The 24461-nt window shown below is 59.6% G+C and carries 24 protein-coding genes; 21 read left to right on the forward strand and 3 right to left on the reverse strand.

Annotation, left to right across the window (positions count from 1 at the left end):
* The first annotated feature begins 11 nt into the window (after positions 1 to 11).
* The 17 genes from fliF to flhB all read left to right on the forward strand — a co-directional run bounded on the left by fliF (position 12) and on the right by flhB (position 14940).
* Positions 12 to 1799: a flagellar basal-body MS-ring/collar protein FliF gene (gene fliF / locus AC1DU9_RS08760; protein ID WP_223461360.1), complete on the forward strand. Its 1788-nt coding sequence runs from the start codon at positions 12 to 14 to the stop codon at positions 1797 to 1799.
* Positions 1792 to 2811, forward strand: coding sequence for a flagellar motor switch protein FliG (gene fliG, locus AC1DU9_RS08765; RefSeq protein WP_007983391.1), 1020 nt, complete (start codon positions 1792 to 1794; stop codon positions 2809 to 2811). The genes fliF and fliG overlap by 8 nt, the downstream gene beginning before the upstream one ends.
* Positions 2812 to 2815: 4 nt before the next feature.
* Positions 2816 to 3613, forward strand: a complete 798-nt coding sequence (gene fliH, locus AC1DU9_RS08770; RefSeq protein ID WP_223461362.1) for a flagellar assembly protein FliH — start codon at positions 2816 to 2818, stop codon at positions 3611 to 3613.
* Entirely contained in the window at positions 3603 to 4961 is a 1359-nt protein-coding gene (fliI, locus tag AC1DU9_RS08775) for a flagellar protein export ATPase FliI (protein WP_223461365.1), read from the forward strand. Before fliH ends, fliI begins: the two co-directional genes overlap by 11 nt.
* A 6-nt stretch (positions 4962 to 4967) precedes the next feature.
* A complete protein-coding gene (gene fliJ, locus AC1DU9_RS08780) occupies positions 4968 to 5417 on the forward strand; it encodes a flagellar export protein FliJ (protein WP_223461367.1) in 450 nt (149 codons plus the stop codon).
* An 89-nt stretch (positions 5418 to 5506) separates the two neighbouring features.
* Entirely contained in the window at positions 5507 to 5806 is a 300-nt protein-coding gene (locus AC1DU9_RS08785) for an STAS domain-containing protein (RefSeq protein ID WP_223461369.1), read from the forward strand.
* Between the two features lie 5 nt (positions 5807 to 5811).
* Positions 5812 to 7518 carry an ATP-binding SpoIIE family protein phosphatase gene (locus tag AC1DU9_RS08790; RefSeq protein ID WP_223461371.1) on the forward strand — a complete coding sequence of 569 codons (1707 nt, stop codon included), beginning with the start codon at positions 5812 to 5814 and terminating at the stop codon, positions 7516 to 7518.
* Positions 7519 to 7548: 30 nt separating this feature from the next.
* On the forward strand, positions 7549 to 7899 hold the full coding sequence (locus AC1DU9_RS08795; protein ID WP_477810003.1) for an Hpt domain-containing protein: 351 nt from the start codon (positions 7549 to 7551) through the stop codon (positions 7897 to 7899).
* A gap of 99 nt (positions 7900 to 7998) precedes the next feature.
* Positions 7999 to 9363: a flagellar hook-length control protein FliK gene (locus AC1DU9_RS08800; RefSeq protein WP_477810004.1), complete on the forward strand. Its 1365-nt coding sequence runs from the start codon at positions 7999 to 8001 to the stop codon at positions 9361 to 9363.
* A gap of 185 nt (positions 9364 to 9548) precedes the next feature.
* The gene (gene fliL / locus AC1DU9_RS08805; RefSeq protein ID WP_223461377.1) at positions 9549 to 10052 is read left to right on the forward strand and encodes a flagellar basal body-associated protein FliL; all 504 of its coding nucleotides are present in this window, start codon (positions 9549 to 9551) and stop codon (positions 10050 to 10052) included.
* Positions 10053 to 10061: 9 nt separating this feature from the next.
* Complete coding sequence (gene fliM / locus AC1DU9_RS08810) at positions 10062 to 11030, forward strand: flagellar motor switch protein FliM (RefSeq protein ID WP_057398369.1); 969 nt, start codon at positions 10062 to 10064, stop codon at positions 11028 to 11030.
* 66 nt (positions 11031 to 11096) lie between these two features.
* Entirely contained in the window at positions 11097 to 11543 is a 447-nt protein-coding gene (gene fliN / locus AC1DU9_RS08815; protein ID WP_223461379.1) for a flagellar motor switch protein FliN, read from the forward strand.
* Entirely contained in the window at positions 11544 to 11987 is a 444-nt protein-coding gene (gene fliO / locus AC1DU9_RS08820) for a flagellar biosynthetic protein FliO (protein ID WP_223461381.1), read from the forward strand.
* The gene (gene fliP, locus AC1DU9_RS08825) at positions 11987 to 12745 is read left to right on the forward strand and encodes a flagellar type III secretion system pore protein FliP (protein WP_090324267.1); all 759 of its coding nucleotides are present in this window, start codon (positions 11987 to 11989) and stop codon (positions 12743 to 12745) included. Before fliO ends, fliP begins: the two co-directional genes overlap by 1 nt.
* Positions 12742 to 13011 carry a flagellar biosynthesis protein FliQ gene (fliQ, locus tag AC1DU9_RS08830; protein WP_007983364.1) on the forward strand — a complete coding sequence of 90 codons (270 nt, stop codon included), beginning with the start codon at positions 12742 to 12744 and terminating at the stop codon, positions 13009 to 13011. Before fliP ends, fliQ begins: the two co-directional genes overlap by 4 nt.
* Before the next feature lie 3 nt (positions 13012 to 13014).
* The gene (fliR, locus tag AC1DU9_RS08835) at positions 13015 to 13797 is read left to right on the forward strand and encodes a flagellar biosynthetic protein FliR (RefSeq protein ID WP_223461383.1); all 783 of its coding nucleotides are present in this window, start codon (positions 13015 to 13017) and stop codon (positions 13795 to 13797) included.
* A 3-nt stretch (positions 13798 to 13800) separates the two neighbouring features.
* On the forward strand, positions 13801 to 14940 hold the full coding sequence (gene flhB, locus AC1DU9_RS08840; RefSeq protein WP_223461385.1) for a flagellar biosynthesis protein FlhB: 1140 nt from the start codon (positions 13801 to 13803) through the stop codon (positions 14938 to 14940).
* Positions 14941 to 15106: 166 nt separating this feature from the next.
* Here flhB and AC1DU9_RS08845 read toward each other — a convergent pair whose 3' ends face one another.
* The 3 genes from AC1DU9_RS08845 to AC1DU9_RS08855 form a co-directional block, all read right to left on the reverse strand.
* Positions 15107 to 15469, reverse strand: a complete 363-nt coding sequence (locus tag AC1DU9_RS08845; RefSeq protein ID WP_477810005.1) for a DUF6124 family protein — start codon at positions 15467 to 15469, stop codon at positions 15107 to 15109.
* 561 nt (positions 15470 to 16030) lie between these two features.
* Positions 16031 to 17125: an RHS repeat-associated core domain-containing protein gene (locus AC1DU9_RS08850; RefSeq protein WP_477810006.1), complete on the reverse strand. Its 1095-nt coding sequence runs from the start codon at positions 17123 to 17125 to the stop codon at positions 16031 to 16033.
* A 439-nt stretch (positions 17126 to 17564) separates the two neighbouring features.
* Positions 17565 to 18698, reverse strand: coding sequence for an RHS repeat-associated core domain-containing protein (locus tag AC1DU9_RS08855; protein ID WP_477810007.1), 1134 nt, complete (start codon positions 18696 to 18698; stop codon positions 17565 to 17567).
* Between the two features lie 458 nt (positions 18699 to 19156).
* On the opposite strand from AC1DU9_RS08855, the gene flhA reads away from it, so the two are divergent.
* The 4 genes from flhA (at position 19157) to fliA (ending at position 24310) form a co-directional block, all read left to right on the forward strand.
* Positions 19157 to 21286 (forward strand): flagellar biosynthesis protein FlhA, encoded by a 2130-nt coding sequence (gene flhA, locus AC1DU9_RS08860; RefSeq protein WP_223461387.1) that lies wholly within the window; start codon positions 19157 to 19159, stop codon positions 21284 to 21286.
* Positions 21287 to 21297: 11 nt separating this feature from the next.
* A complete protein-coding gene (flhF, locus tag AC1DU9_RS08865; RefSeq protein WP_477810008.1) occupies positions 21298 to 22626 on the forward strand; it encodes a flagellar biosynthesis protein FlhF in 1329 nt (442 codons plus the stop codon).
* A gap of 116 nt (positions 22627 to 22742) precedes the next feature.
* Positions 22743 to 23573, forward strand: coding sequence for a flagellar synthesis regulator FleN (fleN, locus tag AC1DU9_RS08870; RefSeq protein WP_008001746.1), 831 nt, complete (start codon positions 22743 to 22745; stop codon positions 23571 to 23573).
* A complete protein-coding gene (gene fliA, locus AC1DU9_RS08875) occupies positions 23570 to 24310 on the forward strand; it encodes an RNA polymerase sigma factor FliA (RefSeq protein WP_223461391.1) in 741 nt (246 codons plus the stop codon). Before fleN ends, fliA begins: the two co-directional genes overlap by 4 nt.
* Positions 24311 to 24461 lie beyond the last annotated feature (151 nt).

A 24461-nucleotide genomic window follows, 5' to 3' on the forward strand; every position in this document is an offset into this window, starting at 1 on the left:
GAGATTGAGTCATGGCAGAAGCAGTCGCCGATAATGTTCCGGCCAAGGCCACTCTAATAGACGGCAAGCCGCCGCTGTTCGGGTTGTCCTTCCTGGAAAACCTCTCCGAGATGACCATGTTGCGTCAGGTGGGCCTGCTGGTCGGCCTGGCAGCGAGCGTGGCGATTGGTTTTGCCGTGGTGTTGTGGTCCCAGCAGCCGGACTACCGGCCTCTGTACGGCAGCCTTGCCGGCATGGACGCCAAGCAGGTCATGGAAACCCTGGCCTCCGCCGATATCCCGTACACCGTCGAACCCAATTCCGGTGCCTTGCTGGTCAAGGCCGATGACCTCTCCCGTGCGCGGCTCAAGCTCGCGGCCGCTGGTGTCACTCCCAGCGACGGCAACATCGGTTTCGAAATCCTCGACAAGGAACAGGGGCTGGGCACCAGCCAGTTCATGGAAGCGACCCGCTACCGTCGCGGCCTCGAAGGCGAACTGGCCCGGACCATTTCCAGCCTGAACAACGTCAAGGGTGCCCGCGTGCACCTGGCGATCCCGAAAAGTTCGGTGTTCGTGCGCGACGAGCGCAAGCCGAGTGCTTCGGTGTTGGTTGAACTCTATTCCGGTCGCTCCCTCGAACCCGGCCAGGTCGTGGCCATCATCAACCTGGTGGCGACCAGCGTTCCCGAGCTCAGCAAGTCGCAGATCACCGTGGTCGACCAGAAGGGCAACCTGCTCTCGGATCAGGCGGAAAACTCCGAACTGACCATGGCCGGCAAGCAATTCGACTACAGCCGTCGCATGGAAAGCATGCTCACCCAGCGCGTACACAACATCCTGCAGCCGGTGCTGGGCAACGATCGCTATAAAGCCGAAGTGTCCGCGGATGTGGACTTCAGTGCGGTCGAGTCGACTTCCGAGCAATTCAACCCGGATCAACCGGCGTTGCGTAGCGAGCAGTCGGTCAACGAACAGCGTACCGCCAGCAACGGTCCGCAAGGTGTGCCGGGTGCATTGAGCAACCAGCCGCCGTCGCCGGCCTCCGCGCCGCAAACCACCGGTGGCGCCACTGCGTCGGCCGGCATGGTGCAGCCAGGTCAGCCGCTGATCGATGCCAACGGCCAGCAAATCATGGACCCGGCCACCGGTCAGCCGATGCTCGCACCGTACCCTGCGGACAAGCGTCAGCAATCGACCAAGAACTTCGAACTCGACCGTTCCATCAGTCATACCAAGCAGCAGCAGGGCCGATTGAATCGCCTGTCGGTGTCGGTGGTGGTCGATGACCAGGTCAAGATCAACCCGGCCAATGGCGAAACTACCCGTGCGCCTTGGAGCGCCGATGAATTGGCACGCTTCACTCGCCTGGTTCAGGATGCGGTCGGCTTCGATGCCAGCCGTGGTGACAGCGTCAGTGTGATCAACATGCCGTTCTCCGCCGAGCGCGGTGAAGTGATTACCGATATTCCGTTCTATTCCCAGCCGTGGTTCTGGGACATCGTCAAGCAAGTGCTGGGTGTGCTGTTCATTCTGGTGCTGGTGTTCGGTGTGCTGCGTCCGGTGCTCAACAACATCACCGGTGGCGGCAAAGGCAAGCAGCTGGCCGGTATTGGTAGCGACATCGAGCTGGGAGGCATGGGCGGTCTGGATGGCGAACTGGCCAACGACCGTGTCAGCCTCGGTGGCCCAACCAGCATTCTGCTGCCGAGCCCGAGCGAAGGCTATGACGCTCAGTTGAACGCAATCAAGAGTCTGGTGGCAGAAGACCCGGGGCGTGTGGCCCAGGTCGTGAAAGAGTGGATTAACGCAGATGAGTGATAACCGAGCCGTTGCCGCCAAACTGTCCAAGGTCGACAAAGCTGCAATCCTGTTGCTGTCCCTGGGCTCCACCGATGCTGCGCAGGTGCTGCGTCACATGGGTCCCAAAGAGGTTCAGCGCGTGGGCGTGGCCATGGCCCAGATGGGTAATGTGCACCGCGAGCAGGTCGAGCAGGTGATGAGCGAGTTCGTCGATATCGTCGGCGACCAGACCAGCCTGGGCGTCGGCTCCGACGACTATGTGCGCAAAATGCTCACCCAGGCCCTGGGCGAAGACAAGGCCAACGGCCTGATCGACCGCATCCTGCTCGGTGGCAACACCAGCGGCCTCGACAGCCTGAAGTGGATGGAGCCGCGCGCCGTCGCCGACGTGATCCGCTACGAACACCCGCAGATTCAGGCGATCGTGGTGGCGTACCTTGATCCGGACCAGGCCGGTGAAGTGCTCGGCAACTTCGACCACAAGGTGCGACTGGACATCATCCTGCGAGTCTCCTCGCTGAACACCGTACAGCCAGCGGCCCTGAAAGAACTCAACCAGATTCTCGAGAAGCAGTTCTCCGGCAACTCGAACGCCTCGCGCACCACCCTGGGTGGCATCAAGCGTGCGGCGGACATCATGAACTTCCTCGACAGCTCGATCGAAGGCCAGCTCATGGACTCGATCCGCGAAGTCGACGAAGACCTGTCCGGTCAGATCGAAGACCTCATGTTCGTCTTCAACAACCTGGCCGATGTCGACGACCGCGGGATCCAGGCGCTGCTCCGCGAGGTGTCCTCCGACGTGCTGGTGCTGGCCCTCAAGGGATCGGACGAAGGCGTCAAGGAGAAGATCTTCAAGAACATGTCCAAGCGTGCCGCCGAATTGTTGCGCGACGATCTGGAAGCCAAGGGCCCGGTACGCGTCAGCGACGTGGAAACCGCGCAGAAGGAAATCCTCACCATCGCCCGCCGTATGGCCGAAGCCGGAGAAATCGTTCTCGGCGGCAAGGGCGGCGAGGAAATGATCTAACGCCATGGTCAAGAATGATGATGCACCCACTGACCTGATCCGGGCCAGGGATGTCGGTGGCTTCGAGTCCTGGGCGTTGCCCAGTTTCGACCCGCCGGAGCCCGAGCCTGAACCAACGCCTGAACCCGAACCGCCGGAAATGGAGGAAGTGCCGCTGGAGGAAGTCCAGCCACTGACCCTTGAAGAGCTCGAAAGCATTCGCCAGGAAGCCTACAACGAAGGTTTCGCGGTGGGAGAGAAGGAAGGTTTCCACAGCACCACGCTCAAGGTTCGTCAGGAAGCCGAAGTGGCACTTTCTGCGAAGATCGCGGGGCTGGAACAGCTGATGGCGCATCTGTTCGAGCCCATCGCCGAGCAGGACACCCAGATCGAAAAATCCCTGGTCGACCTCGTGCAGCACATCACCAAACAGGTAATTCAGCGCGAACTGGCCATCGACTCCACGCAAATCGAACACGTCATGCGCGAGGCTCTAAAGCTCTTGCCGTTGGGCGTGGGCAATGTGCGGTTGTACATCAATCCGCAGGATTTCGAACAGGTCAAAGCCCTGCGCGAACGCCATGAAGAGACCTGGCGCATCGTCGAGGACGAATCGTTGTTGCCCGGCGGTTGCCGGGTCGAGACCGAACACAGCCGCATCGACGCCACAGTCGAAACCCGCATTGCGCAGGTGATGGACAAGCTGTTCGACCAGTTGCACGAACAGTCCTTGCACCCGACCGCACCGGACTTGAGCCTGGAACTGCCGGTCGACAGCAAGCCTGCTGCCGCGCCAGAAACGGATGCACCTGATGCGCCTTGAGCGCACCAGCTTCGCCAGGCGCCTGGGCAGTTACGCCGAGGCGACTACGCTTGCCGGTGCGCCGATCCTTGAAGGCCGCTTGCTGCGCATGGTCGGTCTGACCCTCGAAGCCGAAGGCCTGCGCGCCGCCATGGGCAGCCGCTGCATGGTCATCAACGACGACAGCTATCACCCGGTACAGGTTGAAGCCGAAGTGATGGGCTTCTCCGGCAGTAAAGTCTTTCTGATGCCGGTCGGCAGCGTCGCCGGTATCGCACCTGGCGCCCGCGTAGTTCCCTTGTCCGATACCGGGCGTTTGCCGATGGGCATGAGCATGCTCGGGCGGGTGCTGGATGGCGCCGGCCGTGCACTGGACGGCAAGGGCGGGATGAAGGCCGAAGACTGGGTGCCAATGGATGGCCCGACCATCAACCCGCTCAAGCGCGAACCGATCAGCGAACCGCTGGACGTGGGTATCCGTTGCATCAACGGCATGTTGACGGTCGGGCGCGGTCAACGGCTCGGGCTGTTTGCCGGTACCGGTGTCGGTAAATCGGTGTTGCTGGGAATGATGACGCGCTTCACCGAGGCCGACATCATCGTCGTCGGGCTGATCGGTGAGCGGGGTCGTGAAGTTAAAGAGTTCATCGAGCACATCCTCGGTGAAGAAGGGCTCAAGCGTTCAGTGGTGGTGGCGTCCCCGGCGGACGATGCGCCGCTGATGCGTTTGCGCGCCGCCATGTATTGCACGCGAATCGCCGAGTATTTTCGCGACAAGGGCAAGAATGTCCTGTTGCTGATGGATTCGCTGACCCGGTTCGCCCAGGCCCAGCGGGAAATCGCCCTGGCCATCGGCGAACCTCCGGCGACCAAGGGCTATCCGCCGTCGGTATTCGCCAAGCTGCCGAAACTGGTGGAGCGGGCTGGTAATGCGGAGAAAGGCGGTGGTTCGATCACCGCGTTCTACACCGTGCTGTCCGAAGGCGATGACCAGCAGGATCCGATTGCTGACTCGGCACGGGGCGTGCTCGACGGGCACATCGTGCTGTCGCGGCGCCTGGCCGAAGAGGGGCATTACCCGGCCATCGATATCGAAGCGTCCATCAGCCGGGTGATGCCGGCGGTGGTGTCACCGGAACACATGGCCCGCGCGCAGTATTTCAAGCAGTTGTGGTCGCGTTATCAGCAGAGCCGCGACCTGATCAGCGTCGGTGCCTATGTCGCCGGCGGTGACCGGGAAACCGATCTGGCGATTTCCCTGCAACCGCAATTGGTCAAATACCTGCGTCAGGGGCTCAATGACAGCATCAGCCTGGGCGAAAGCGAAGCGTATCTCGCCTCGATCTTCGCGCCCGCGGCAGGCGGTTAAGCGGTCATGGCCCTGAGTCGGGCGGGAAGGCTGGCACCGGTGGTGGAAATGGCCGAGAAGGCCGAGAAAACCGCGGTCCAGCGCCTGGGGCACTTTCAAGGGCAGGTTCGTCTGGCGCAAAGTAAACTCGCCGACCTTGAAGCCTTCCATCTCGACTATCAGGAACAATGGATCGTACGCGGCAGCGGTGGTGTCTCGGGTCAATGGTTGCTGGGCTATCAGGGCTTTCTCGCGCAATTGGGCACGGCCATCGACCAGCAGCGGCAAAGCCTGGCCTGGCATCAAAACAACCTGAACAAGGCCCGGGAAACCTGGCAGCAGGCGTTTGCCCGAGTCGAGGGTTTGCGCAAGCTGGTTCAGCGCTATGCCGATGAGGCGCGGGCGCTTGAAGACCGGCGCGAACAGAAATTGCTGGATGAATTGTCCCAGCGCTTGCCGCGCGAGAACCCCTATTGAGCGTGCTTTCGAAAAACAGGTAGGCTTGCCCCCATCCACAGCTGGTGCTAAACCTTCTAAACGTTCTCCAAAGACAAGGAAGCCATTGAATGTCAGTCGTTACCGAAGTGTCCCCTGATGGGCAAAAGTTGACGATATCGGTCAAAGGACGATTCGATTTCGCCAAGCATCAGGAATTTCGTCAGTCTTACGAAGATAAAGAGATATCGGCGGTTGTGGTCGACCTGAAAGACGCCACTTACCTCGACAGCTCGGCTCTGGGCATGCTGCTTTTGCTGCGCGATCACGCCGGTGGCGACGACTCCGATGTGCGCGTCGTCAACAGCAGTACCGACGTGCGCAAAATCCTCGCCATCTCCAACTTCGACAAACTGTTCGACATCAGTTGATTGCCATGCAGCCACTGGAGCCGCTGACCATTCTGATTGCCGAGGACAGCGCCGCCGATCGCCTGCTGTTGTCGAGCATCCTGCGCCGCCAGGGGCACGATGTGCTGACGGCGGCCAACGGCGCCGAAGCGGTCGACGCATTTCGCCAGCAACAACCGCACCTGGTGTTGATGGACGCGATGATGCCAGTGATGGACGGCTTTGAGGCGGCCCGGCAAATCAAGATCCTGGCCGGGGAAACCCTGGTGCCGATCATCTTCCTCACCTCGTTGTCCGAAAGCGAAGCCCTGGCCCGTTGCCTGGAAGTCGGCGGTGACGACTTTCTGGCGAAGCCCTACAACCAGGTGATTCTCGCCGCCAAGATCAAGGCGATGGATCGCTTGCGGCGCTTGCAGGACACCGTGCTGCAACAGCGTGATCAGATCGCCCGGCACCACGACTACCTGCTCAACGAGCAGCGTGTGGCCAAGGCTGTTTTTGACAAGGTGGCGCACTCCGGCTGCCTGAATGCCGCAGCGAATATCCGTTATCTGCAATCACCCTATGCACTGTTCAACGGCGACCTGTTACTGGCCGCGTTCACCCCGGCCGGAGACATGCACGTGCTGCTGGGCGACTTCACCGGCCACGGTCTGCCGGCGGCGGTGGGTGCCATGCCCCTGGCCGAAGTCTTCTACGGAATGACCGCCAAGGGCTATGGCCTGGCGGAAACCCTGCGCGAGATGAATGCCAAGCTCAAGCGCATCCTGCCGGTGGACATGTTTTGCTGTGCCACGTTGCTGTGCTTGAGTTTTCAGCGTCGTTCGGTGGAGGTTTGGAACGGCGGAATGCCCGACGGTTATCTGCATTGCATTGCCAGTGGCGAGCGAACGCCTCTGCCGGCGCGGCATCTGCCTTTGGGTGTGCTGAGCCCGGAATCCTTCGATGAGCGCACCGAGGTGTTTCCCATGGCGCTCGGGGATCGGGTTTTCCTGTTGTCCGATGGGGTGATCGACACCTGCGACGCCAATGACCAGTTGTTTGGCGTGCAGCGATTGCAGCAGGTGTTTGCCGCCAATCGGCATCCAGATGCGCTGTTCGAAGAGATCGAGCGGGCGCTGCGACAGTTTGGCGCAGAAGCGCGCGACGATGTCAGCATGGTTGAAATCAGCTTGCTGGAGCCGACGCAGGTCGCTGCGCCGGCGTTGGTCTACTCCGACAGCGGCCAGTCGTGCCCGCTGGACTGGTCGGTGAGCTTCGAGTTTCGCGCCGCCACGCTCAAGCGCTTCAATCCGTTGCCCTATCTGTTGCAGTTGCTGCTTGAGGTGCATGGTCTGCGGGCCCAGAGCGGTGCGCTCTACAGTGTGCTGGCGGAACTCTATTCCAACGCGCTGGAGCACGGCGTGCTGGGGCTGGACTCGAGCCTCAAGCGCGATGCGACGGGTTTTGCGCGTTATTATCAGCAACGCAATACCCGGCTGGACGAACTTCAGGAAGGCTATGTACGGTTGCATTTGCAGGTGGCGCCAACAGAGGACGGCGGTTGCCTGACCATTCGCATCGAAGACAGCGGCAAGGGTTTCGATGTCGAGAGGGTGATGAAAAGACCTGTGGATGACATCCGCCTGTCGGGACGTGGAGTCAGTCTGATCCGCCAGTTGGGGCGTAATGCCCGCTGGACCGACGATGGTCGAAGTGCAAACGTGGAGTTTATCTGGAAGGCTGCGCAGTAATCCGCGCATTCTTGATCAAGGAGTGAGCAAGTGGACGACAAACATGTGGATCGCAGCGTGCTGAGTGCGTTACAGGAAGTGATGGAAGAGGGCTATCCCGATTTGCTGGATATCTTTCTTGCGGACTCCGAAGAGCGCCTGAACGCCTTGCGAACGGCTGACAGTACTGCATTGCTCGTTGAAACCGCCCATAGCTTCAAGGGCAGCAGCAGCAATATGGGTGCGGTCAGGCTGGCCGAACTATGCCATCGGCTTGAACAGCAGGCCAGAAGCTCGCCATGGGCTGGCATTCAGGAGCTGGTCGGCGAAATCGACCACGAATTCGCCGGCATCCGGCCTCTTTACGAAGCTGAACGACAGCGTTGCGCGGCGAAAATCTGAGCATGCGCTTCATTTGGTCTCCTTCGAGTGAAACTGGCTCGACCTTTGCAGTTAACTCTCCAACTGTACTTACGAGCCCCGTGCAGCGGAGACCGTTTCATGCCCGTTACCCCCAATATTCTGCTTCAGGCCTCCAGGCAGGCCAAGACTCAGGCCGCCTGCGCCAATCCTCCGGCGCAGACCGCTGAGCCCGGGGACAAGGCCGCAAGCTTCGCTCATGTCTATGCCAATCAGGCCCAGAGCAAGCCTAATGCGTCGGCGGATACCTCGGTCAAGCCGAGTCGCGAAAAAAGCTCCGATGTCGCCGGAGAAAAAGACGCTGGCGACGACAAGTCTGCCGCCGGGGAGCCGGTGGTTGCCGATGGCGGCAAATCCTTGCCTGCCGACACGCCGGTGCAGGCTGACGACAAGTCTGTCGACGATGATGCGTCAGATGCCGAGCCGGCGCTGATCGTCGATGCCGTACCGCTCGATCCGGCGCTTGATCCCTCGTTGCAGCAAGCCGTACAGCCAGTAGTAACTGCGCCGGCGCCGGCAACACCTGCCGTGGCCAACATTGTGCCGCCAACGGTTGGCGCGCCGGTTGCCGCGGCAATCACCGTAACAGCCACGCCGGCACAGGCTGCTGCTGACGGCGATTTCGATCCGCAGGCTGATCCGCTCGATGCATTGCCGGCGGTGCGCCTGGCAATGGAGCAGAGCGGTTACGTTTCGGCTTCCAGCCAGGCGCAGCCCAAGGCTGCTCCGACACAGGCGCAAGCCCAGGCTGACGGTGAGCTGACACCGGCGCAGAACTTTGCCGCCGGCATGGCGACTCTGCTGGATGTTCAGGCCGACAAGAACAGCACCAACCAAGGGGACGACAAGGCTTTCAGCGGCTTGATCGATGACGGCCTGAAGGATCTCAAGTCCGCCAGCAGCGACACCCGTGTCGATGATTTCGCCAACCGTCTGGCCGCGCTGACCCAGGCGGCCACACCGAAGACAGCCAATGCCTTGCCGGTGAACCAGCCGATCGCCATGCACCAGAGCGGCTGGACCGAAGAGGTGGTGAACCGGGTCATGTACCTGTCCAGCGCCAATCTCAAGGCCGCGGACATCCAGTTGCAGCCCGCTGAGCTCGGGCGCCTGGACATTCGGGTGAACATGGTTCCCGATCAACAGACCCAGGTCACGTTCATGAGTGCGCATCCGGGTGTCCGTGAGGCGCTGGATGGCCAGGTCCATCGCTTGCGCGACATGTTCGCGCAGCAGGGCATGGGGCAGGTCGATGTCAACGTTTCGGACCAGTCCCGTGGTTCGCAGCAAGGGCAGGAACAGGCCCGGCAAAGCCAGAGCGGGAAGACCAGCGCCAGCGGCGGTCGCCTCGATTCAACGGATGACGACATGACCCCGGGCGTCGCTGAAGTGGCTGCCAATACCATCAGCGTGATCGGCTCCAGCGCGGTCGATTACTACGCCTGACGAACACAATACCTGACCCTGTGGGAGCGAACTTGCTCGCGATGATCGTTAACGATAACGCGTGTTTACTGGCTAAACGCGGCGCTCTTGAATTCTTCGCGAGCAGGCTCGCTCCTACATGGCATAACACTTGCTCTTGCCTTGCCGTGCGACTGTGAAAACCCGATTAGTGACGGATTATTGGCATGGCGAAGAGCGACGCAGCAGTAAAAGACCCCGCAACCAAAGGCAAACTCAAGCTGATTATCGTGATCGTGGTGGCCCTGCTGCTGGCGATCGGTGTGTCCGTGGGGGCGACCTGGTACTTCATGCACAGCGCTCAGAGCAAGCCTGCCGCCGCCGAGGCGCAAATCGCTCCCGTCGGCAAACAGCCCGCGATTTTCGAGGCGATGGCGCCGGCTTTCGTGGCCAACTTCAACCAGAACGGTCGCCAGCGCTACATGCAAGTAAGCATCACCATGCTCGCGCGTAACCAGGCGGATCTGGAGGCGCTCAAGGTCCACATGCCGGTGATCCGCAATAACCTGGTGATGCTGTTTTCCGGGCAGGACTTCGCGACTCTCGCGTCGCCGGTCGGCCAGGAAATGCTGCGGCAGAAAGCCACCGCCAGCGTCCAGGAAGTGGCGCAGAAAGAGCTCGGCAAAGTGGTGATCGAACAGTTGCTTTTCACTAATTTCGTACTGCAGTAGGAACACGACATGGCCGTGCAGGACCTGCTGTCCCAGGATGAGATCGACGCGCTGTTGCATGGCGTCGACGATGGTCTGGTACAGACCGAAAACGCTGCCGAACCCGGCACCGTCAAAAGCTATGACCTGACCAGCCAGGATCGCATCGTCCGTGGACGCATGCCGACCCTGGAAATGATCAACGAGCGTTTCGCCCGCTATACCCGCATCAGCATGTTCAACATGCTGCGTCGCTCGGCGGACGTGGCGGTCGGCGGCGTGCAGGTGATGAAGTTCGGCGAATACGTGCACTCGCTGTACGTGCCGACCAGTCTCAACCTGGTCAAGATCAAACCCCTGCGCGGCACCGCGCTGTTCATCCTCGACGCCAAACTGGTGTTCAAGCTGGTGGACAACTTCTTCGGCGGCGACGGCCGGCACGCCAAGATCGAAGGGCGTGAATTCACCCCGACCGAACTGCGTGTGGTGCGCATGGTGCTGGAGCAGGCGTTCGTCGATCTGAAGGAAGCCTGGCAGGCGATCATGGAAGTCAATTTCGAGTACATCAACTCGGAAGTGAATCCGGCCATGGCCAACATCGTCGGCCCGAGCGAGGCCATTGTGGTGTCGACCTTCCACATCGAACTCGATGGCGGTGGCGGTGACCTGCACGTGACCATGCCGTACTCGATGATCGAACCGGTGCGCGAAATGCTCGACGCCGGCTTCCAGTCGGACCTCGACGACCAGGACGAGCGCTGGGTCAACGCCCTGCGCCAGGACGTGCTGGACGTCGACGTGCCAATCGGGGCGACGGTGGCCCGTCGTCAGTTGCGCCTGCGCGACATCCTGCACATGCAGCCGGGGGATGTGATCCCGGTCGAGATGCCGGAAGAAATGATCATGCGCGCCAACGGCGTGCCGGCCTTCAAGGTCAAGATGGGCTCGCACAAGGGCAACCTGGCATTGCAAGTGATCGAGCCGATCGAGCGCCGTTGACCGGCGCTAGAACCCATTCGCGATTAACCGAATTCTGAATTTTTGCTCGCCGAGGACACTGACAATATGAACACGCAGGACGATCAGGCACTGGCCGATGAATGGGCTGCGGCCCTGGAAGAAACCGGCGATGCCGGGCAGGCTGACATCGACGCTTTGCTGGCCGCCGATTCCGGCAGCTCCGCGTCCAACCGCCTGCCAATGGAAGAGTTCGGCAGCGTGCCGAAAAACAACGATCCGGTCACCCTCGACGGTCCGAACCTGGACGTAATCCTCGATATCCCGGTGTCGATTTCCATGGAAGTGGGCAGCACCGACATCAACATCCGCAACCTGTTGCAACTCAACCAGGGTTCGGTGATCGAGCTCGATCGCCTGGCCGGTGAGCCGCTGGACGTGCTGGTCAATGGCACGCTCATCGCCCACGGCGAAGTGGTGGTGGTCAACGAGAAGTTCGGCATCCGCCTGACGGACGTGATCAGCCCAAGCGAACGCATCAAGAAGCTGCGCTGAGTGAAAAAGGTTCTTGGGTTTGTGCTGGCGATGCCGTTCAGCGTGCTGGCGGCCGAGCCGGTTGCGACAGCTGCTACCGCCGCTGCGCCAGCGGTGAGCAGTGGTGTGGCTGGCCAGCTGACGCAGCTGGTGTTCGGCTTGCTGCTGGTGCTGGGGCTGATCTTTCTCCTCGCCTGGTTGCTGCGGCGTGTCCAGCAGGCCGGTCCGGCTGGCAAGGGGCAGGTGATCGAGATTGTCGGCTCCCGCGCGCTGGGGCCGCGTGACCGACTGATGCTGGTGCAGGTCGGCAACGAGCAGATTCTGTTGGGCCTCAGCCCCGGCAACATTGCTGCGCTGCACGTGCTCAAGGAGCCGGTGCAAGTGCCGAGTACCGAGAAGCCGACGCCGGAATTTGCCCAGCGCCTGTTGGAGATGCTGGGTAAAGATCAGAAGGATAAGAAGTAATGGGTGCGCTACGCATCGTCTTGACGCTGGCCCTGATGCTGGCCGCGCCACTGGCATTCGCCGCCGATCCGCTGTCGATCCCGGCCATTACCCTGGGCACCAATGCGCAGGGTGCGCAGGAATACTCGGTCAGCCTGCAAATCCTGCTGATCATGACCGCGCTGAGTTTTATCCCGGCGTTTGTCATGCTGATGACCAGCTTCACCCGGATCATCATTGTCTTCTCGATCCTGCGCCAGGCCCTGGGCCTGCAGCAGACGCCGTCGAACCAGATCCTCACCGGCATGGCGCTGTTCCTGACCCTGTTCATCATGGCGCCGGTGTTCGACCGGGTGAACCAGGACGCCTTGCAGCCGTATCTGGCGGAAAAACTGACGGCTCAGGATGCGGTCGCCAAGGCGCAGGTGCCGATCAAGGACTTCATGCTCGCCCAGACCCGCACCAGCGATCTGGAGCTGTTCATGCGCCTGTCCAAGCGCACTGACATTGCGACGCCGGATCAGGCGCCGCTGACTATCCTGGTACCGGCCTTCGTGACCTCCGAGCTGAAAACGGCTTTCCAGATCGGCTTCATGATCTTCATTCCGTTCCTGATCATCGACCTGGTCGTGGCGAGTGTGTTGATGGCCATGGGTATGATGATGCTCTCGCCGCTGATCATTTCCCTGCCGTTCAAGATCATGTTGTTCGTGCTGGTGGATGGCTGGGCGCTGATCATCGGCACACTGGCCAGCAGCTTCGGCGGTGTCTCGCCATGACGCCGGAAGTAGCGGTCGACATCTTTCGCGAAGCGCTGTGGCTGACCACCATGATGGTGGCGATCCTGGTGATTCCGAGTTTGCTGGTGGGCCTGCTGGTGGCGATGTTCCAGGCTGCCACCCAGATCAACGAACAGACCCTGAGCTTCCTGCCGCGCCTGCTGGTGATGCTGGTGACGCTGATCGTCGGCGGTCCATGGATGGTGCAGACCTTCATGGACTACATCCTGCAGTTGTACGGCAGTATTCCTCAGGTCATCGGCTAAACCATGTCACTGCTTGCGCTGACCGATACGCAGATCAGCACCTGGGTGGCGACGTTCATGTTGCCGCTGTTTCGCGTCGGCTCCTTGCTGATGGTCATGCCGGTGTTCGGCACGACCCTGCTGCCCCGGCGCATCCGCCTGTATTTCGCCTTGGCCATTACCGTGGTCATCGCGCCGGGCCTGCCGCCGATGCCGCCGGTGAATGCCCTGGATCTGAGCGGGTTGCTGCTGATTGCCGAGCAGATTCTCATCGGTGCGGTGATGGGCTTCTCCTTGCAGCTGTTCTTCCAGGCCTTTGTGGTGGCCGGGCAAATCGTCGCCATCCAGATGGGTATGGGCTTCGCTTCCATGATCGACCCGGCCAACGGTGTGTCGACGGCGGTGATCGGGCAGTTTTTCACCATGCTGGTGACGCTGCTGTTCCTGTCCATGAACGGTCATCTGGTGGTGTTCGAGATCCTCACCGAGAGTTTCACCACGCTGCCGGTGGGTGGTGGCCTGATGGTCAATCACTACTGGGAACTGGCCGGCAAGCTCGGCTGGGTGCTCGGTTCGGCGTTGTTGCTGGTGCTGCCGGCGATCACCGCGTTGCTGGTGGTCAACATCGCGTTTGGCGTCATGACCCGGGCGGCGCCGCAACTGAATATTTTTTCTGTCGGCTTCCCGCTGATCCTGGTGCTTGGGCTGTTCATCGTCTGGGTCGGGCTGGCGGACATTCTCAACCAGTATCAACCGCTGGCCACCGAAGCCTTGCAGTTGTTACGCGAAATGGCGCGGGCGAGCTGAGTCATGGCCGAGAGCGAAAGCGGTCAGGACAAAACAGAAGACCCCACGGAGAAGCGCAAGCAGGACTCCCGTGAGAAGGGGGAGGTAGCCCGCTCCAAGGAGCTCAACACCCTGGCGATCATGCTGGTCGGTGCCTCGGCGTTGCTGATTTTTGGCGGCGCCATGGCGCAGGACATGATGGAGCTGATGCGCATCAACTTCTCGCTGCCGCGGGAAGTGATTCTGGATCAGCGCTACATGGCCACCTACCTGATGCGTTCGGGGCAAATTGCCCTGTGGTCGATCCAGCCGGTGATGATCACCTTGGTGCTGGCCGCCATCATCGGTCCGATTTCCCTGGGTGGCTGGCTGTTCGCGGCGAGCTCCATGGCGCCCAAATTCAGTCGCTTGAACCCCGGTCCCGGCCTCAAGCGCATGTTCTCGACCAAGTCGCTGATCGAACTGCTCAAGGCCCTGGCCAAGTTCATCATCATCCTGTTCGTGGCGCTGGCGGTGTTGTCATCGGACATCGATGACCTGCTGCGCATCGCCCATGAGCCCTTGGACATGGCGATCATTCACAGTCTGCAAGTGGTGGGCTGGAGCACCTTGTGGATGGCGTGCGGGCTGATCCTGATCGCTGTGGTGGATGTGCCGGTGCAGCTCTGGGAAAGCCACAAGAAACTGCTGATGACCAAGCAGGAGGTGCGCGACGAGCACAAGGACCAGGAGGGGCGGCCGGAGGTCAAGCAGCGGATCAGGCAGCTGCAGCGCGAGATGTCCCAGCGGCGGATGATGGCCGCCATTCCCGAGGCCGACGTGGTCATCACCAACCCGACGCACTACGCCGTGGCCCTCAAGTACGACCCGGAAAAGGGCAATGCGCCGGTATTGCTGGCCAAGGGTAGCGACTTCCTGGCCCTGAAGATCCGCGAGATCGCAGCGGCCAACGAGATTTTGCTGCTGGAGTCACCGGCGCTGGCGCGCTCGATCTACTACTCCACCGAGCTTGAGCAGGAAATTCCGGGGGGGCTGTATCTGGCCGTTGCCCAGGTACTGGCCTACGTCTACCAGATCCGACAGTACCGCGCGGGCAAGGGCAAGCGACCGGATCCGCTCAAGGATGATCTGCCGATTCCGCCGGATTTGCGTCGAGATTCCTGAAAAGTCCAACCCAGTCAGCCAACCCACACACCCTGTAATTGAATTGGCTTGCCCGCGAAGAGGCCGGCACATCCAACATCGATGTTGGCAGACAGTCCGCAATCGTCGGAACGCCGCCCGGAGCAAGTTCGCTCCCACAGGAAATTGCCTCGGCTCAAGTCATTCGCTAGCCCTGCGGATCAATGTTATCCAGCGCGCGATTCACCGCCAGTTCTCCCAGCATGATGACCTGTTGAATCGCCAGCATCGTGCTGCGCTGCGGTCCCTTCAGGCCTCCCGCGAAATCACTGGCCAATACACTGGCCGAAGCCAGGGATTCACAGGCATGGGCCAACAGGCTCTCGGTATCGATGCCGGGTGCAATGACAAACATCGTGCTGGGTTTTCGCGCGGTGGCGTTTATACGGGCGGACAGGTTGATGTACTCATCGAGGGCGCGGTCGGCGGCTTCTTGGAGTTTTTGCGGATTGATTGAGGTGTCTGGGGAAGTGTCTTCGGTGTTTGGCGGGTTGGGCGTTACTTTGAACATAGATGGAGCTCCAAATCAGAAAAGAGGAGCCATCACTTTCGCTACCAAACGAAGAGGTGGTGGCCATACGCGGGTTGGTAGACCGGTGACTTGGAAAACCGGCGCGCCCGAAGGCGCCCTGCGCATGGCCACCATAAAGACGCAAACCGCAAGGCCTGCTTCGGGTGTGCTACGCAAGAAGTCTACCGGGCTACCAAACCCGACCGCTGATTTTCAGCGGCCGCGAAACGATAAAGTCCGGCCCTCAGGCGCACAAGCCGGCGGATTCTGATGCAGTCGTAGGCTGCGGCGCAAGCATGTGTAGGCTCTGTAAGTGTCTGGAGATGTTGATTAAACATAGATGTTTAAAATCAAAAGATCGCAGCCTTCGGCAGCGCCTACAGGGTGTACGCATTGCCTGTGTAGGAGCTGCCGGTGAACGGGTCAACTAATTTTGGACACTAGTTACTGCTCGGGATATGTTGTAAATAAATCTGTGCCCGTTTTTTTTGTTAATGAGTTTGTCCCCGTTGTTAGTGGCTTTTAACCTTGACTTGAGACAAGTTAATGGGAGTTCTATTTTTACTCTTGATATCGTGGGAATATCGTGAAAAAAAGTTCATCATATCTTTGGTTCAGTTGGATCAGTTCGGATTGGCGAATGGCGATTATTCTAGAATGATACGCTTTGGCGGTATTAAGATCTATCTCGCGCCCAGATGAATGGCTAAACGAGCGTCCCTTGTACATGCTATCTAATAGGTGTTCGGGTTTGAAGTCGGAGTCGTTAAGGAACTCAAGTAAGTCGCGGGAATTAAGTGGTCTGGCAGGAATTTTGGCAAAGTTTTGTACCGTTGGAGGAAGGTCGTTTAGCTCGAGTCCGTGTTTGGCTGCTGTATCGGATGCAATGTTTTGTAAGTTTGGTGAGGTGCGGTTTTCGTAATCGAATTTAATAAGTGCCCTCCTTTCTTTCTTTATGCTTTTTGCCGTATCAATAATTTGGTTCCTTTGATCGATTATGTCTGCTACTTGGTCAAGTGTTAGTTTTGGGTTGTTCAAGTGGCCAGTTTCTCGATAGCTGTTTATAAGTGTCTTTGCTCTCTGTCTCCGCGCCAGTTTAAGTCTTGCAAGTATGAAGCCTGAGACGTGCCCGGTTGGGTCGGTCTGATTAATCGGATCTCCTGCGCAATACGCATACGCATTCAACCCACCCTTCCCAAACGGACTCCAACTGTCCGGACTATTGAACCGCATCAACATTGGGTTAAACGCCCGATACCCATTCCCCAGCAAATAACACCCGGTCACCGGATCTGATCGTTCACCGTTGAAACCAAGCAGGCTGAGTAATCCGTTTTCAATCGACCGGTGGCCATAGGGCGAATAGGCGATGGCCTGCCGTGGATGATTGGCCTTAAGTGTCTGCACCACTGAGCGCTGCTGGTCGGTGGCCAACAGCGTGGCGTCAAGTTGATCGCCGTCACTCCGCTGCTGCGCCAACAACTGATTACCATGCTGAACGATCGAATAGCGCATCGCCCCCTGTACCTCGGTAGCCAACCTGCTTTTGCAGTAAAAGCGCCGGCGCTCGGGGATATCCGGCAGTGCATGACTGATCAGGCGATCAAGGGGGTCGTAGTGGTATTGGCAGAGCACGGTTTCAGGCGAGGATGTCATGGAGGGGGGCTCCGAAGGTCCGAAGTGCGGGAGCTCAGTATTGGCGGTTTGGCAAAGGTTGGGTACTAGCAGAACTGCTAGGGTCGGTGGTCTGTGCAGCAGTYCTGCATGCCTCACGGGCGAGGGCAAGCGGCTCGACCCGATCAAGGATGACCTGCCGATTCCGCCGGATTTGCGTCGAGATTCTTGAGGTCGGCAGCGCTTATGCTGATGTCTTCGCTGGCAAGCCAGCTCCTACAGGATTGTGTTGATCGCAATGTAGGAGCTGGCTTGCCAGCGAAGGCGTCAGTTCTGGCAAAGCAAATCCCCGATAAATCCTTCTATTTCAACCCCCGGCAAAAGTTGGAAGGCTTCTTGCGGTACCCCCCTCTACGCCGGTCAAAATAAATCTGTCCCCGTTTTTCCGTTTTTGCTGTCCCCGTTTTTGCTCGTTTTTGCCTTACTTTTTCCTTATTTTATTCATGAATACAGAATTAGCCCAAGGAGCAGGTAGTCGTCTCGGGTCGACTTTTCTGAAGGACACATCATCATACATATGGGGGTGGATGACGATTCCAGCGTTTTTACTGTCACCTCCTCTAGCCTCTCTGTTGAAGATTGGTGTGAAGTCAACTCCCGCCTTCTTCAGCGGAAGATCTTTTACATATACGCCAAGTGTCTCTGTTCCTGGATAAGAGAGTCCGGCATTTTTGTAAGCAGCATAATGAGAATGTCTGTAGCCGTATGATTCATAATAGTCAGCACTGTGAAACCCTTTTATCCCTTGATTTCTACTTGGAGGTGGGTCTTCGTAATTCGATGTTAGTCTGTTTGATATTAGGTTGGGTGCCTCACTTTTCGTAGTGGTGTGATACCCTATAAGGTAATTGTTGTCGTCGGGAATGCTTGGTTTTACTTCGGGATAAGTTGTTGGTGTTTTCACTTTTCCAGTGTTCATTTTTGATAGCATTTTCGAAGCAGTTGTTCGAGATGAGAGTATTTTCGTGCGCGGTATTGTGTCGAACAGAGAATCTGCGAAATTAAACACTCCAAAAATACCGGCATGTCCGGTAGGGTCGCGACTATTACGAGGATCCCCCGAGCAATACGCATACGCATTAAACCCACCCTTATCAAACGGACTCAAACTATCCGGACTGTTAAACCGCATCAAAACCGGATTAAACGCCCGATACCCGTTCCCCAACAAATAACACCCGGTCACCGGATCCGGCCGTTCACCGTTAAAGCCAAGCAGGCTGAGTAACCCGTTTTCTCCGGTACGGTGGCCGTAGGGCGAATAGGCGATAGGTTGCGGTAGATGATCGACCTTGAGCGCCTGCAGCACCGAACGCTGCTGATCGGTGGCTAGCAGCGTGGTATCAGGCGCACCATCCTCACCTCGCTGTTGCGCCAACAGTTGCTCGCCATGCTGGACGATCGAATAGCGCATCGCCCCCTGTATCTCGGTGGCCAGCCTGCTTTTGCAGTAAAAACGCTGGCGCTCGGGGCTATCTGGCAGTGCGTGACTGGTCAATCGATCAAGGGGATCGTAGTGATATTGGCAGAGCACGGTTTCGCGCGGCGATGTCATGGGAGGTTGCTCCGAAGGTCCGAAGTGCGGGAGCTCAGTATTGGCGGTTTGGCAAGGGTTGGGTACTAGCAGAACTGCTAGGTTCGAGTGAATTAATCTGTTCGATTTGAGAAGTCCGCAGCCCGTCCTGAGAGGTGCGGCGGCAGTACCGGCCCCATCGCGGGCAAGCCCGGCTCCCACAGGTTTTGTGTTGGTCGTGAGATGGGCGGCAGCGGGGACGGCCTCTTCGCGAGCAGGCTCGCTCCCACATTTTGATCTTTGTTGTACGCAGAATATGTGATCTGCACAGACCCCCTGTGTGCGAGCCTGCTCACGAAAGCGTCTGTCCTGTCGCCGTAAACTTCCCGTTAAAACATCCGTACCCAAAAACCTCGAAAAAGTTGGAAGGCTTCTTGCAGTACCCCCTCTACGCCGGCACCCGGCGTCAAAAGTTTGCTTCAAAGGAACGGGGAATACCGGTGGATCGCTCTCAGTTAATCAACAGTGCCCGCAGCAACATTGCCGACCTCAGTCGGGGCAATCTGGGCGTGCCGCTGTTGCTGCTGGTCATGCTGGCGATGATGATGTTGCCGGTGCCGCCGTTCCTGCTGGACGTGTTCTTCACTTTCAACATCGCCCTGTCCATCGTCGTGCTGCTGGTGTGCGTGTACGCCTTGCGTCCGCTGGATTTCGCGGTGTTTCCGACCATTCTGCTGGTGGCGACGCTGTTGCGCCTGGCGTTGAACGTGGCCTCCACGCGGGTGGTGATGCTCCACGGCCAGGACGGTCACGCGGCCGCCGGCAAGGTGATCCAGGCCTTCGGTGAGGTGGTGATCGGCGGTAACTACGTGGTCGGTATCGTGGTCTTCGCGATCTTGATGATCATCAACTTCGTCGTGGTGACCAAGGGTGCCGGGCGGATTTCCGAGGTGAGCGCGCGTTTCACTCTCGATGCGATGCCCGGCAAGCAAATGGCGATCGACGCCGACCTCAACGCTGGATTGATCGATCAGAACCAGGCCAAGTTGCGCCGGATGGAAGTGGCCCAGGAAGCCGAGTTCTACGGTTCCATGGACGGTGCCAGCAAATTCGTCCGGGGTGACGCCATCGCCGGCCTGTTGATCCTGTTCATCAACCTGATCGGCGGCATGGCGGTCGGTATCTTCCAGCACAACATGAACTTCGCCGACGCCGGCAAGGTGTATGCGCTGTTGACCATCGGTGACGGTTTGGTGGCGCAATTGCCATCACTGTTGTTATCGACAGCCGCGGCGATCATGGTGACCCGTGCATCCGGTTCGGAAGACATGGGCAAGCAAATCAATCGCCAGATGTTCGCCTCGCCCAAGGCGCTGGCGGTGGCGGCGGGCTTGATGGCGGTCATGGGCCTGGTGCCCGGCATGCCGCACTTCTCGTTCCTGAGCATGGCGGCCCTGGCGGCTGGTGGCGCGTACCTGTTCTGGAAAAAGCAGAACGTCGCCAAGGTGCAGGCCCTGCAAGAGGTCAAGCGCCAGCAGGAGCTGCTGCCGTCGCCGGCACGCGCCCAGGAAACCAAGGAGCTTGGCTGGGATGACGTGACACCGATCGACATGATCGGCCTGGAAGTGGGTTATCGCCTGATTCCGTTGGTGGACCGCAACCAGGGTGGCCAGTTGCTGGCGCGGATCAAGGGGGTGCGCAAGAAATTGTCCCAGGACCTGGGCTTCCTGATGCCCACGGTGCATATCCGCGACAACCTCGACCTGGCGCCCAGTGCCTATCGCCTGACCCTCATGGGGGTGATTCTGGCCGAAGCGGAGATTTACCCGGATCGCGAACTGGCGATCAACCCGGGGCAGGTCTACGGCACGCTCAACGGCATTACCGCCAAAGATCCGGCTTTTGGCCTGGAGGCGGTCTGGATTGAAATCAGCCAGCGCGCCCAGGCGCAATCCCTCGGTTATACGGTGGTCGATGCCAGTACCGTAGTGGCTACCCACTTGAACCAGATTCTCTACAAGCACTCCAGTGAACTGATCGGTCACGAAGAAGTGCAGCAACTCATGCAATTGCTGGCCAAAAGCTCGCCGAAACTGGCCGAGGAGCTGGTGCCGGGCGTGGTTTCGCTGTCGCAGCTGCTCAAGGTGCTGCAAGCGCTGCTGGCCGAACAAGTGCCTGTGCGCGATATCCGCAGTATTGCCGAGGCTATCGCCAACAATGCCGCCAAGAGTCAAGATACCGCCGCGCTAGTGGCTGCTGTGCGGGTTGGCGTATCCCGTGCAATCGTGCAAAGCATTGTAGGCACTGAGTCGCAGCTGCCAGTCATCACGCTGGAGCCAAGGTTGGAACAGATATTGCTCAATAGTCTGCAAAAGGCCGGGCAAGGCTCGGAAGAAGGCGTTCTGCTGGAGCCAAGCATGGCTGAGAAGCTGCAACGTTCGTTGATCGACGCGGCGCAGCGGCAGGAGATGCAAGGTCAGCCGGTGATTCTGCTGGTGGCCGGTCCGGTTCGCGCGATGCTCTCGCGATTCGGTCGGCTCGCAGTCCCGGGTTTGCACGTGTTGGCTTACCAGGAAATCCCTGACAACAAGCAAGTGACCATCGTTGCGACAGTAGGGCCCAACGGCTGAGGTAGTGGTTTATGCAAGTTAAGCGTTTTTTCGCCGCCGATATGCGTCAGGCCATGAAGCTGGTTCGCGATGAGCTGGGCGCTGATGCCGCCATCATTGGCAACCGCCGGATCGCCGGAGGTGTCGAGCTGACGGCTGCGCTGGATTACAAGTTGTCGGCGCTGGCGCCGCGGGTTCCGAACATGGAGCTCGAGGACGAGCTGCGCAAGACTCAGTCGCGGATCGTCACCGCCCAGGCCGAATTGAGCCTGCGTAGCGATGGCGAGAGCGACCAGAGCACCAACCGTCAGTTGTTCGCCGGCTTGCCGTTGACCGCCGCCGAGCCGCTGATCGAGCCGACGTACGCCGAACCCCGTCGCCCCGCACCAGCCGCTGCGCCAGCGTCCGGTGGCGTGGACCCGCGGGCGTTCGACTCGATGCGATTCGAGCTCAACAGCCTGCGCGAACTCATGGAAGTCCAGCTGGGCTCCCTGGCCTGGAATCAGCTGCAAGGCAGCCGTCCGGACCAGGCCAACCTCTGGCGCCGCCTGCAACGCATCGGCCTGTCAGGCCCGCTGTCGCGCGACCTGCTGGCGCTGATTACCGGGATCGAAGAACCTCGTCAGGCCTGGCGCATGTTGCTGGCGCACCTGGCGCGCATGATCGCTACCCCCGAGGTCGAGCCGCTGGAGGAGGGCGGTGTGATCGCCATGGTCGGCCCTGCCGGCATGGGCAAGACCACCACCCTGGCCAAGCTGGCGGCCCGTTACGTGCTCAAGTACGGCGCGCAGAACATTGCGCTGGTGAGCATGGACAGCTTCCGCATCGGTGCCCAGGAGCAGCTCAAGACCCTGGGGCGCATTCTCAACGTGTCGGTGACCCACGTCGATCCGGGCCAGTCCCTGGTGCAGGCGCTGGAACCCTTGCTGCGCAAGCGGGTGGTGCTGATCGATACCGCTGGCCTGCAGGCCAGCGATCCGGCCCTGCGTATGCAACTCGAAAGCCTGGCCGGTCGCGGTATCCGCTCAAAAAATTATCTGGTCCTGGCAACCACCAGCCAAAAACAGGTTCTAACCGCCGCTTATCACAGTTACAAGCGTTGTGGGCTCGCTGGCTGCATCCTGACTAAACTGGATGAGACGGCTAGTCTGGGCGAGGTGTTGAGCCTGGCTATCAGTCATGAGTTACCCGTGGCCTACCTGACCGATGGCCCGCGGATTCCGGATGATCTCCATCTGCCGCGCCGTCATCAGTTGGTCAGTCGCGCCGTCAGCGTACAAATGCAGGAAGAACCCAGCGAAGAAGCCATGGCTGACATGTTCGCTGATATTTACCACAGCCAAACCAAGCAGGTTGGCTAAGGTAGTAATGAACAGTTTTTGTACCTACATCGATGGTCTGCCATGCATTGTTCCGATTGCGAACGCGCAGCCAGTAATGTGGCCTCCGTCTATGCAAGACAAGGTAAAGAAATAACATGGGCAGCATGCATCCCGTACAGGTGATTGCGGTGACCGGCGGCAAAGGTGGCGTCGGGAAAACTAATGTGTCAGTGAACTTGTCCCTGGCTCTGGCTGAGCTTGGCCGGCGCGTCATGCTGTTGGACGCCGACCTGGGACTGGCGAACGTCGACGTTCTGCTGGGCCTGACACCCAAACGTACCCTGGCCGACGTGATCGAGGGCCGCTGCGAACTGCGCGATGTACTGCTGCAGGGACCCGGCGGCATCCGAATCGTTCCGGCCGCATCCGGCACTCAGAGCATGGTGCATCTGAGCCCCGCGCAACACGCCGGCCTGATCCAGGCCTTCAGTGATATCGGCGACAACCTCGACGTATTGGTGATCGACACCGCTGCGGGCATTGGTGACTCGGTCGTCAGTTTCGTTCGCGCAGCCCAGGAAGTGCTGCTGGTGGTGTGCGACGAGCCGACTTCGATTACCGATGCCTACGCCTTGATCAAGTTGCTCAATCGCGACTACGGCATGAACCGCTTCCGCGTTCTGGCCAACATGGCCCAGAGCCCGCAGGAAGGACGCAACCTGTTCGCCAAGTTGACCAAGGTCACGGATCGCTTCCTCGACGTCGCCCTGCAATACGTCGGCGCGGTGCCCTACGACGAAAGCGTGCGCAAGGCCGTGCAGAAACAGCGTGCCGTCTACGAAGCCTTCCCGCGCTCCAAGTGCTCGCTGGCATTCAAGGCCATCGCGCAGAAGGTCGATACCTGGCCACTGCCTGCCAACCCGCGCGGGCACCTGGAATTTTTCGTCGAGCGCCTCGTGCAGCAGACAGCAGGACCGGTTCTATGACAGCAAGCGGTTACAACCTCTACAAAAAATCGGCCCGTGATGCGCAGTACGAGCTGATCGAGCGTTACGCGCCGCTGGTTAAACGCATTGCCTATCACTTGCTGGCGCGCCTGCCGGCCAGCGTCCAGGTCGAAGACCTGATCCAGGCCGGGATGATCGGCCTGCTTGAAGTGTCGACCAAATATGACGCCAGCAAAGGCGCCAGTTTCGAGACGTACGCGGGCATTCGAATCCGCGGCGCCATGCTCGACGAAGTGCGCAAGGGGGACTGGGCGCCACGTTCGGTTCACCGCAATACGCGCATGGTCAGCGATGCCATTCGCTCGATTGAAGCGAAAACCGGCCGTGACGCTAAAGATCACGAAGTTGCGGCCGAACTCCAATTGAGTCTCGACGATTACTACGGGATTTTGAACGACACCCTGGGCAGCCGGTTATTCAGTTTCGACGATCTGTTGCAGGACGGCGAACACGAAGGGCTGCACGAGGATGGCGCGAGTGCTCATATCGAGCCGTCACGCGATCTGGAAGATGAACGCTTCCAGGCTGCGCTGGCGGAGGCGATTGCCAATTTGCCGGAGCGTGAGCGACTGGTGTTGGCGCTGTACTACGACGAAGAGTTGAACCTCAAGGAAATCGGTGAGGTCCTGGGGGTCAGCGAATCTCGGGTCAGCCAGTTACACAGCCAGTGCGCGGCCCGTTTGCGGGGGCGTTTGGGGGAGTGGCGAGCGCGCTGAAGGCAGTGTGGGGGACACTGCGAACGAGGCCGGTGTGGTGTTGAGCTGCGCCGGTCGCGATCTGTTGTGCTCCAGACAGTCATTGAGTGCTTTGCCGGATTGATTGAAATGGCGCGTCCAGGTGCTGGGCGCGTTTAAGACTGCTTGGAGG

The organism is Pseudomonas sp. P4_C1 (assembly GCF_056402155.1).

Excerpts from the sequence above, each read along its gene's own strand:
- fliJ (WP_223461367.1), top strand. The coding sequence starts at position 4,968 with ATGGCCCTGAGTCGGGCGGGAAGGCTGGCACCGGTGGTGGAAATGGCC.
- AC1DU9_RS08845 (WP_477810005.1), bottom strand. The coding sequence starts at position 15,469 with ATGTTCAAAGTAACGCCCAACCCGCCAAACACCGAAGACACTTCCCCA.
- fliP (WP_090324267.1), top strand. The coding sequence starts at position 11,987 with ATGGGTGCGCTACGCATCGTCTTGACGCTGGCCCTGATGCTGGCCGCG.
- fliM (WP_057398369.1), top strand. The coding sequence starts at position 10,062 with ATGGCCGTGCAGGACCTGCTGTCCCAGGATGAGATCGACGCGCTGTTG.
- AC1DU9_RS08850 (WP_477810006.1), bottom strand. The coding sequence starts at position 17,125 with ATGACATCCTCGCCTGAAACCGTGCTCTGCCAATACCACTACGACCCC.
- fleN (WP_008001746.1), top strand. The coding sequence starts at position 22,743 with ATGGGCAGCATGCATCCCGTACAGGTGATTGCGGTGACCGGCGGCAAA.
- flhF (WP_477810008.1), top strand. The coding sequence starts at position 21,298 with ATGCAAGTTAAGCGTTTTTTCGCCGCCGATATGCGTCAGGCCATGAAG.
- fliA (WP_223461391.1), top strand. The coding sequence starts at position 23,570 with ATGACAGCAAGCGGTTACAACCTCTACAAAAAATCGGCCCGTGATGCG.
- AC1DU9_RS08800 (WP_477810004.1), top strand. The coding sequence starts at position 7,999 with ATGCCCGTTACCCCCAATATTCTGCTTCAGGCCTCCAGGCAGGCCAAG.
- AC1DU9_RS08855 (WP_477810007.1), bottom strand. The coding sequence starts at position 18,698 with ATGACATCGCCGCGCGAAACCGTGCTCTGCCAATATCACTACGATCCC.
- flhB (WP_223461385.1), top strand. The coding sequence starts at position 13,801 with ATGGCCGAGAGCGAAAGCGGTCAGGACAAAACAGAAGACCCCACGGAG.
- fliR (WP_223461383.1), top strand. The coding sequence starts at position 13,015 with ATGTCACTGCTTGCGCTGACCGATACGCAGATCAGCACCTGGGTGGCG.
- AC1DU9_RS08785 (WP_223461369.1), top strand. The coding sequence starts at position 5,507 with ATGTCAGTCGTTACCGAAGTGTCCCCTGATGGGCAAAAGTTGACGATA.
- fliQ (WP_007983364.1), top strand. The coding sequence starts at position 12,742 with ATGACGCCGGAAGTAGCGGTCGACATCTTTCGCGAAGCGCTGTGGCTG.
- fliG (WP_007983391.1), top strand. The coding sequence starts at position 1,792 with ATGAGTGATAACCGAGCCGTTGCCGCCAAACTGTCCAAGGTCGACAAA.
- fliL (WP_223461377.1), top strand. The coding sequence starts at position 9,549 with ATGGCGAAGAGCGACGCAGCAGTAAAAGACCCCGCAACCAAAGGCAAA.
- fliN (WP_223461379.1), top strand. The coding sequence starts at position 11,097 with ATGAACACGCAGGACGATCAGGCACTGGCCGATGAATGGGCTGCGGCC.
- fliH (WP_223461362.1), top strand. The coding sequence starts at position 2,816 with ATGGTCAAGAATGATGATGCACCCACTGACCTGATCCGGGCCAGGGAT.
- fliF (WP_223461360.1), top strand. The coding sequence starts at position 12 with ATGGCAGAAGCAGTCGCCGATAATGTTCCGGCCAAGGCCACTCTAATA.
- fliI (WP_223461365.1), top strand. The coding sequence starts at position 3,603 with ATGCGCCTTGAGCGCACCAGCTTCGCCAGGCGCCTGGGCAGTTACGCC.
- AC1DU9_RS08790 (WP_223461371.1), top strand. The coding sequence starts at position 5,812 with ATGCAGCCACTGGAGCCGCTGACCATTCTGATTGCCGAGGACAGCGCC.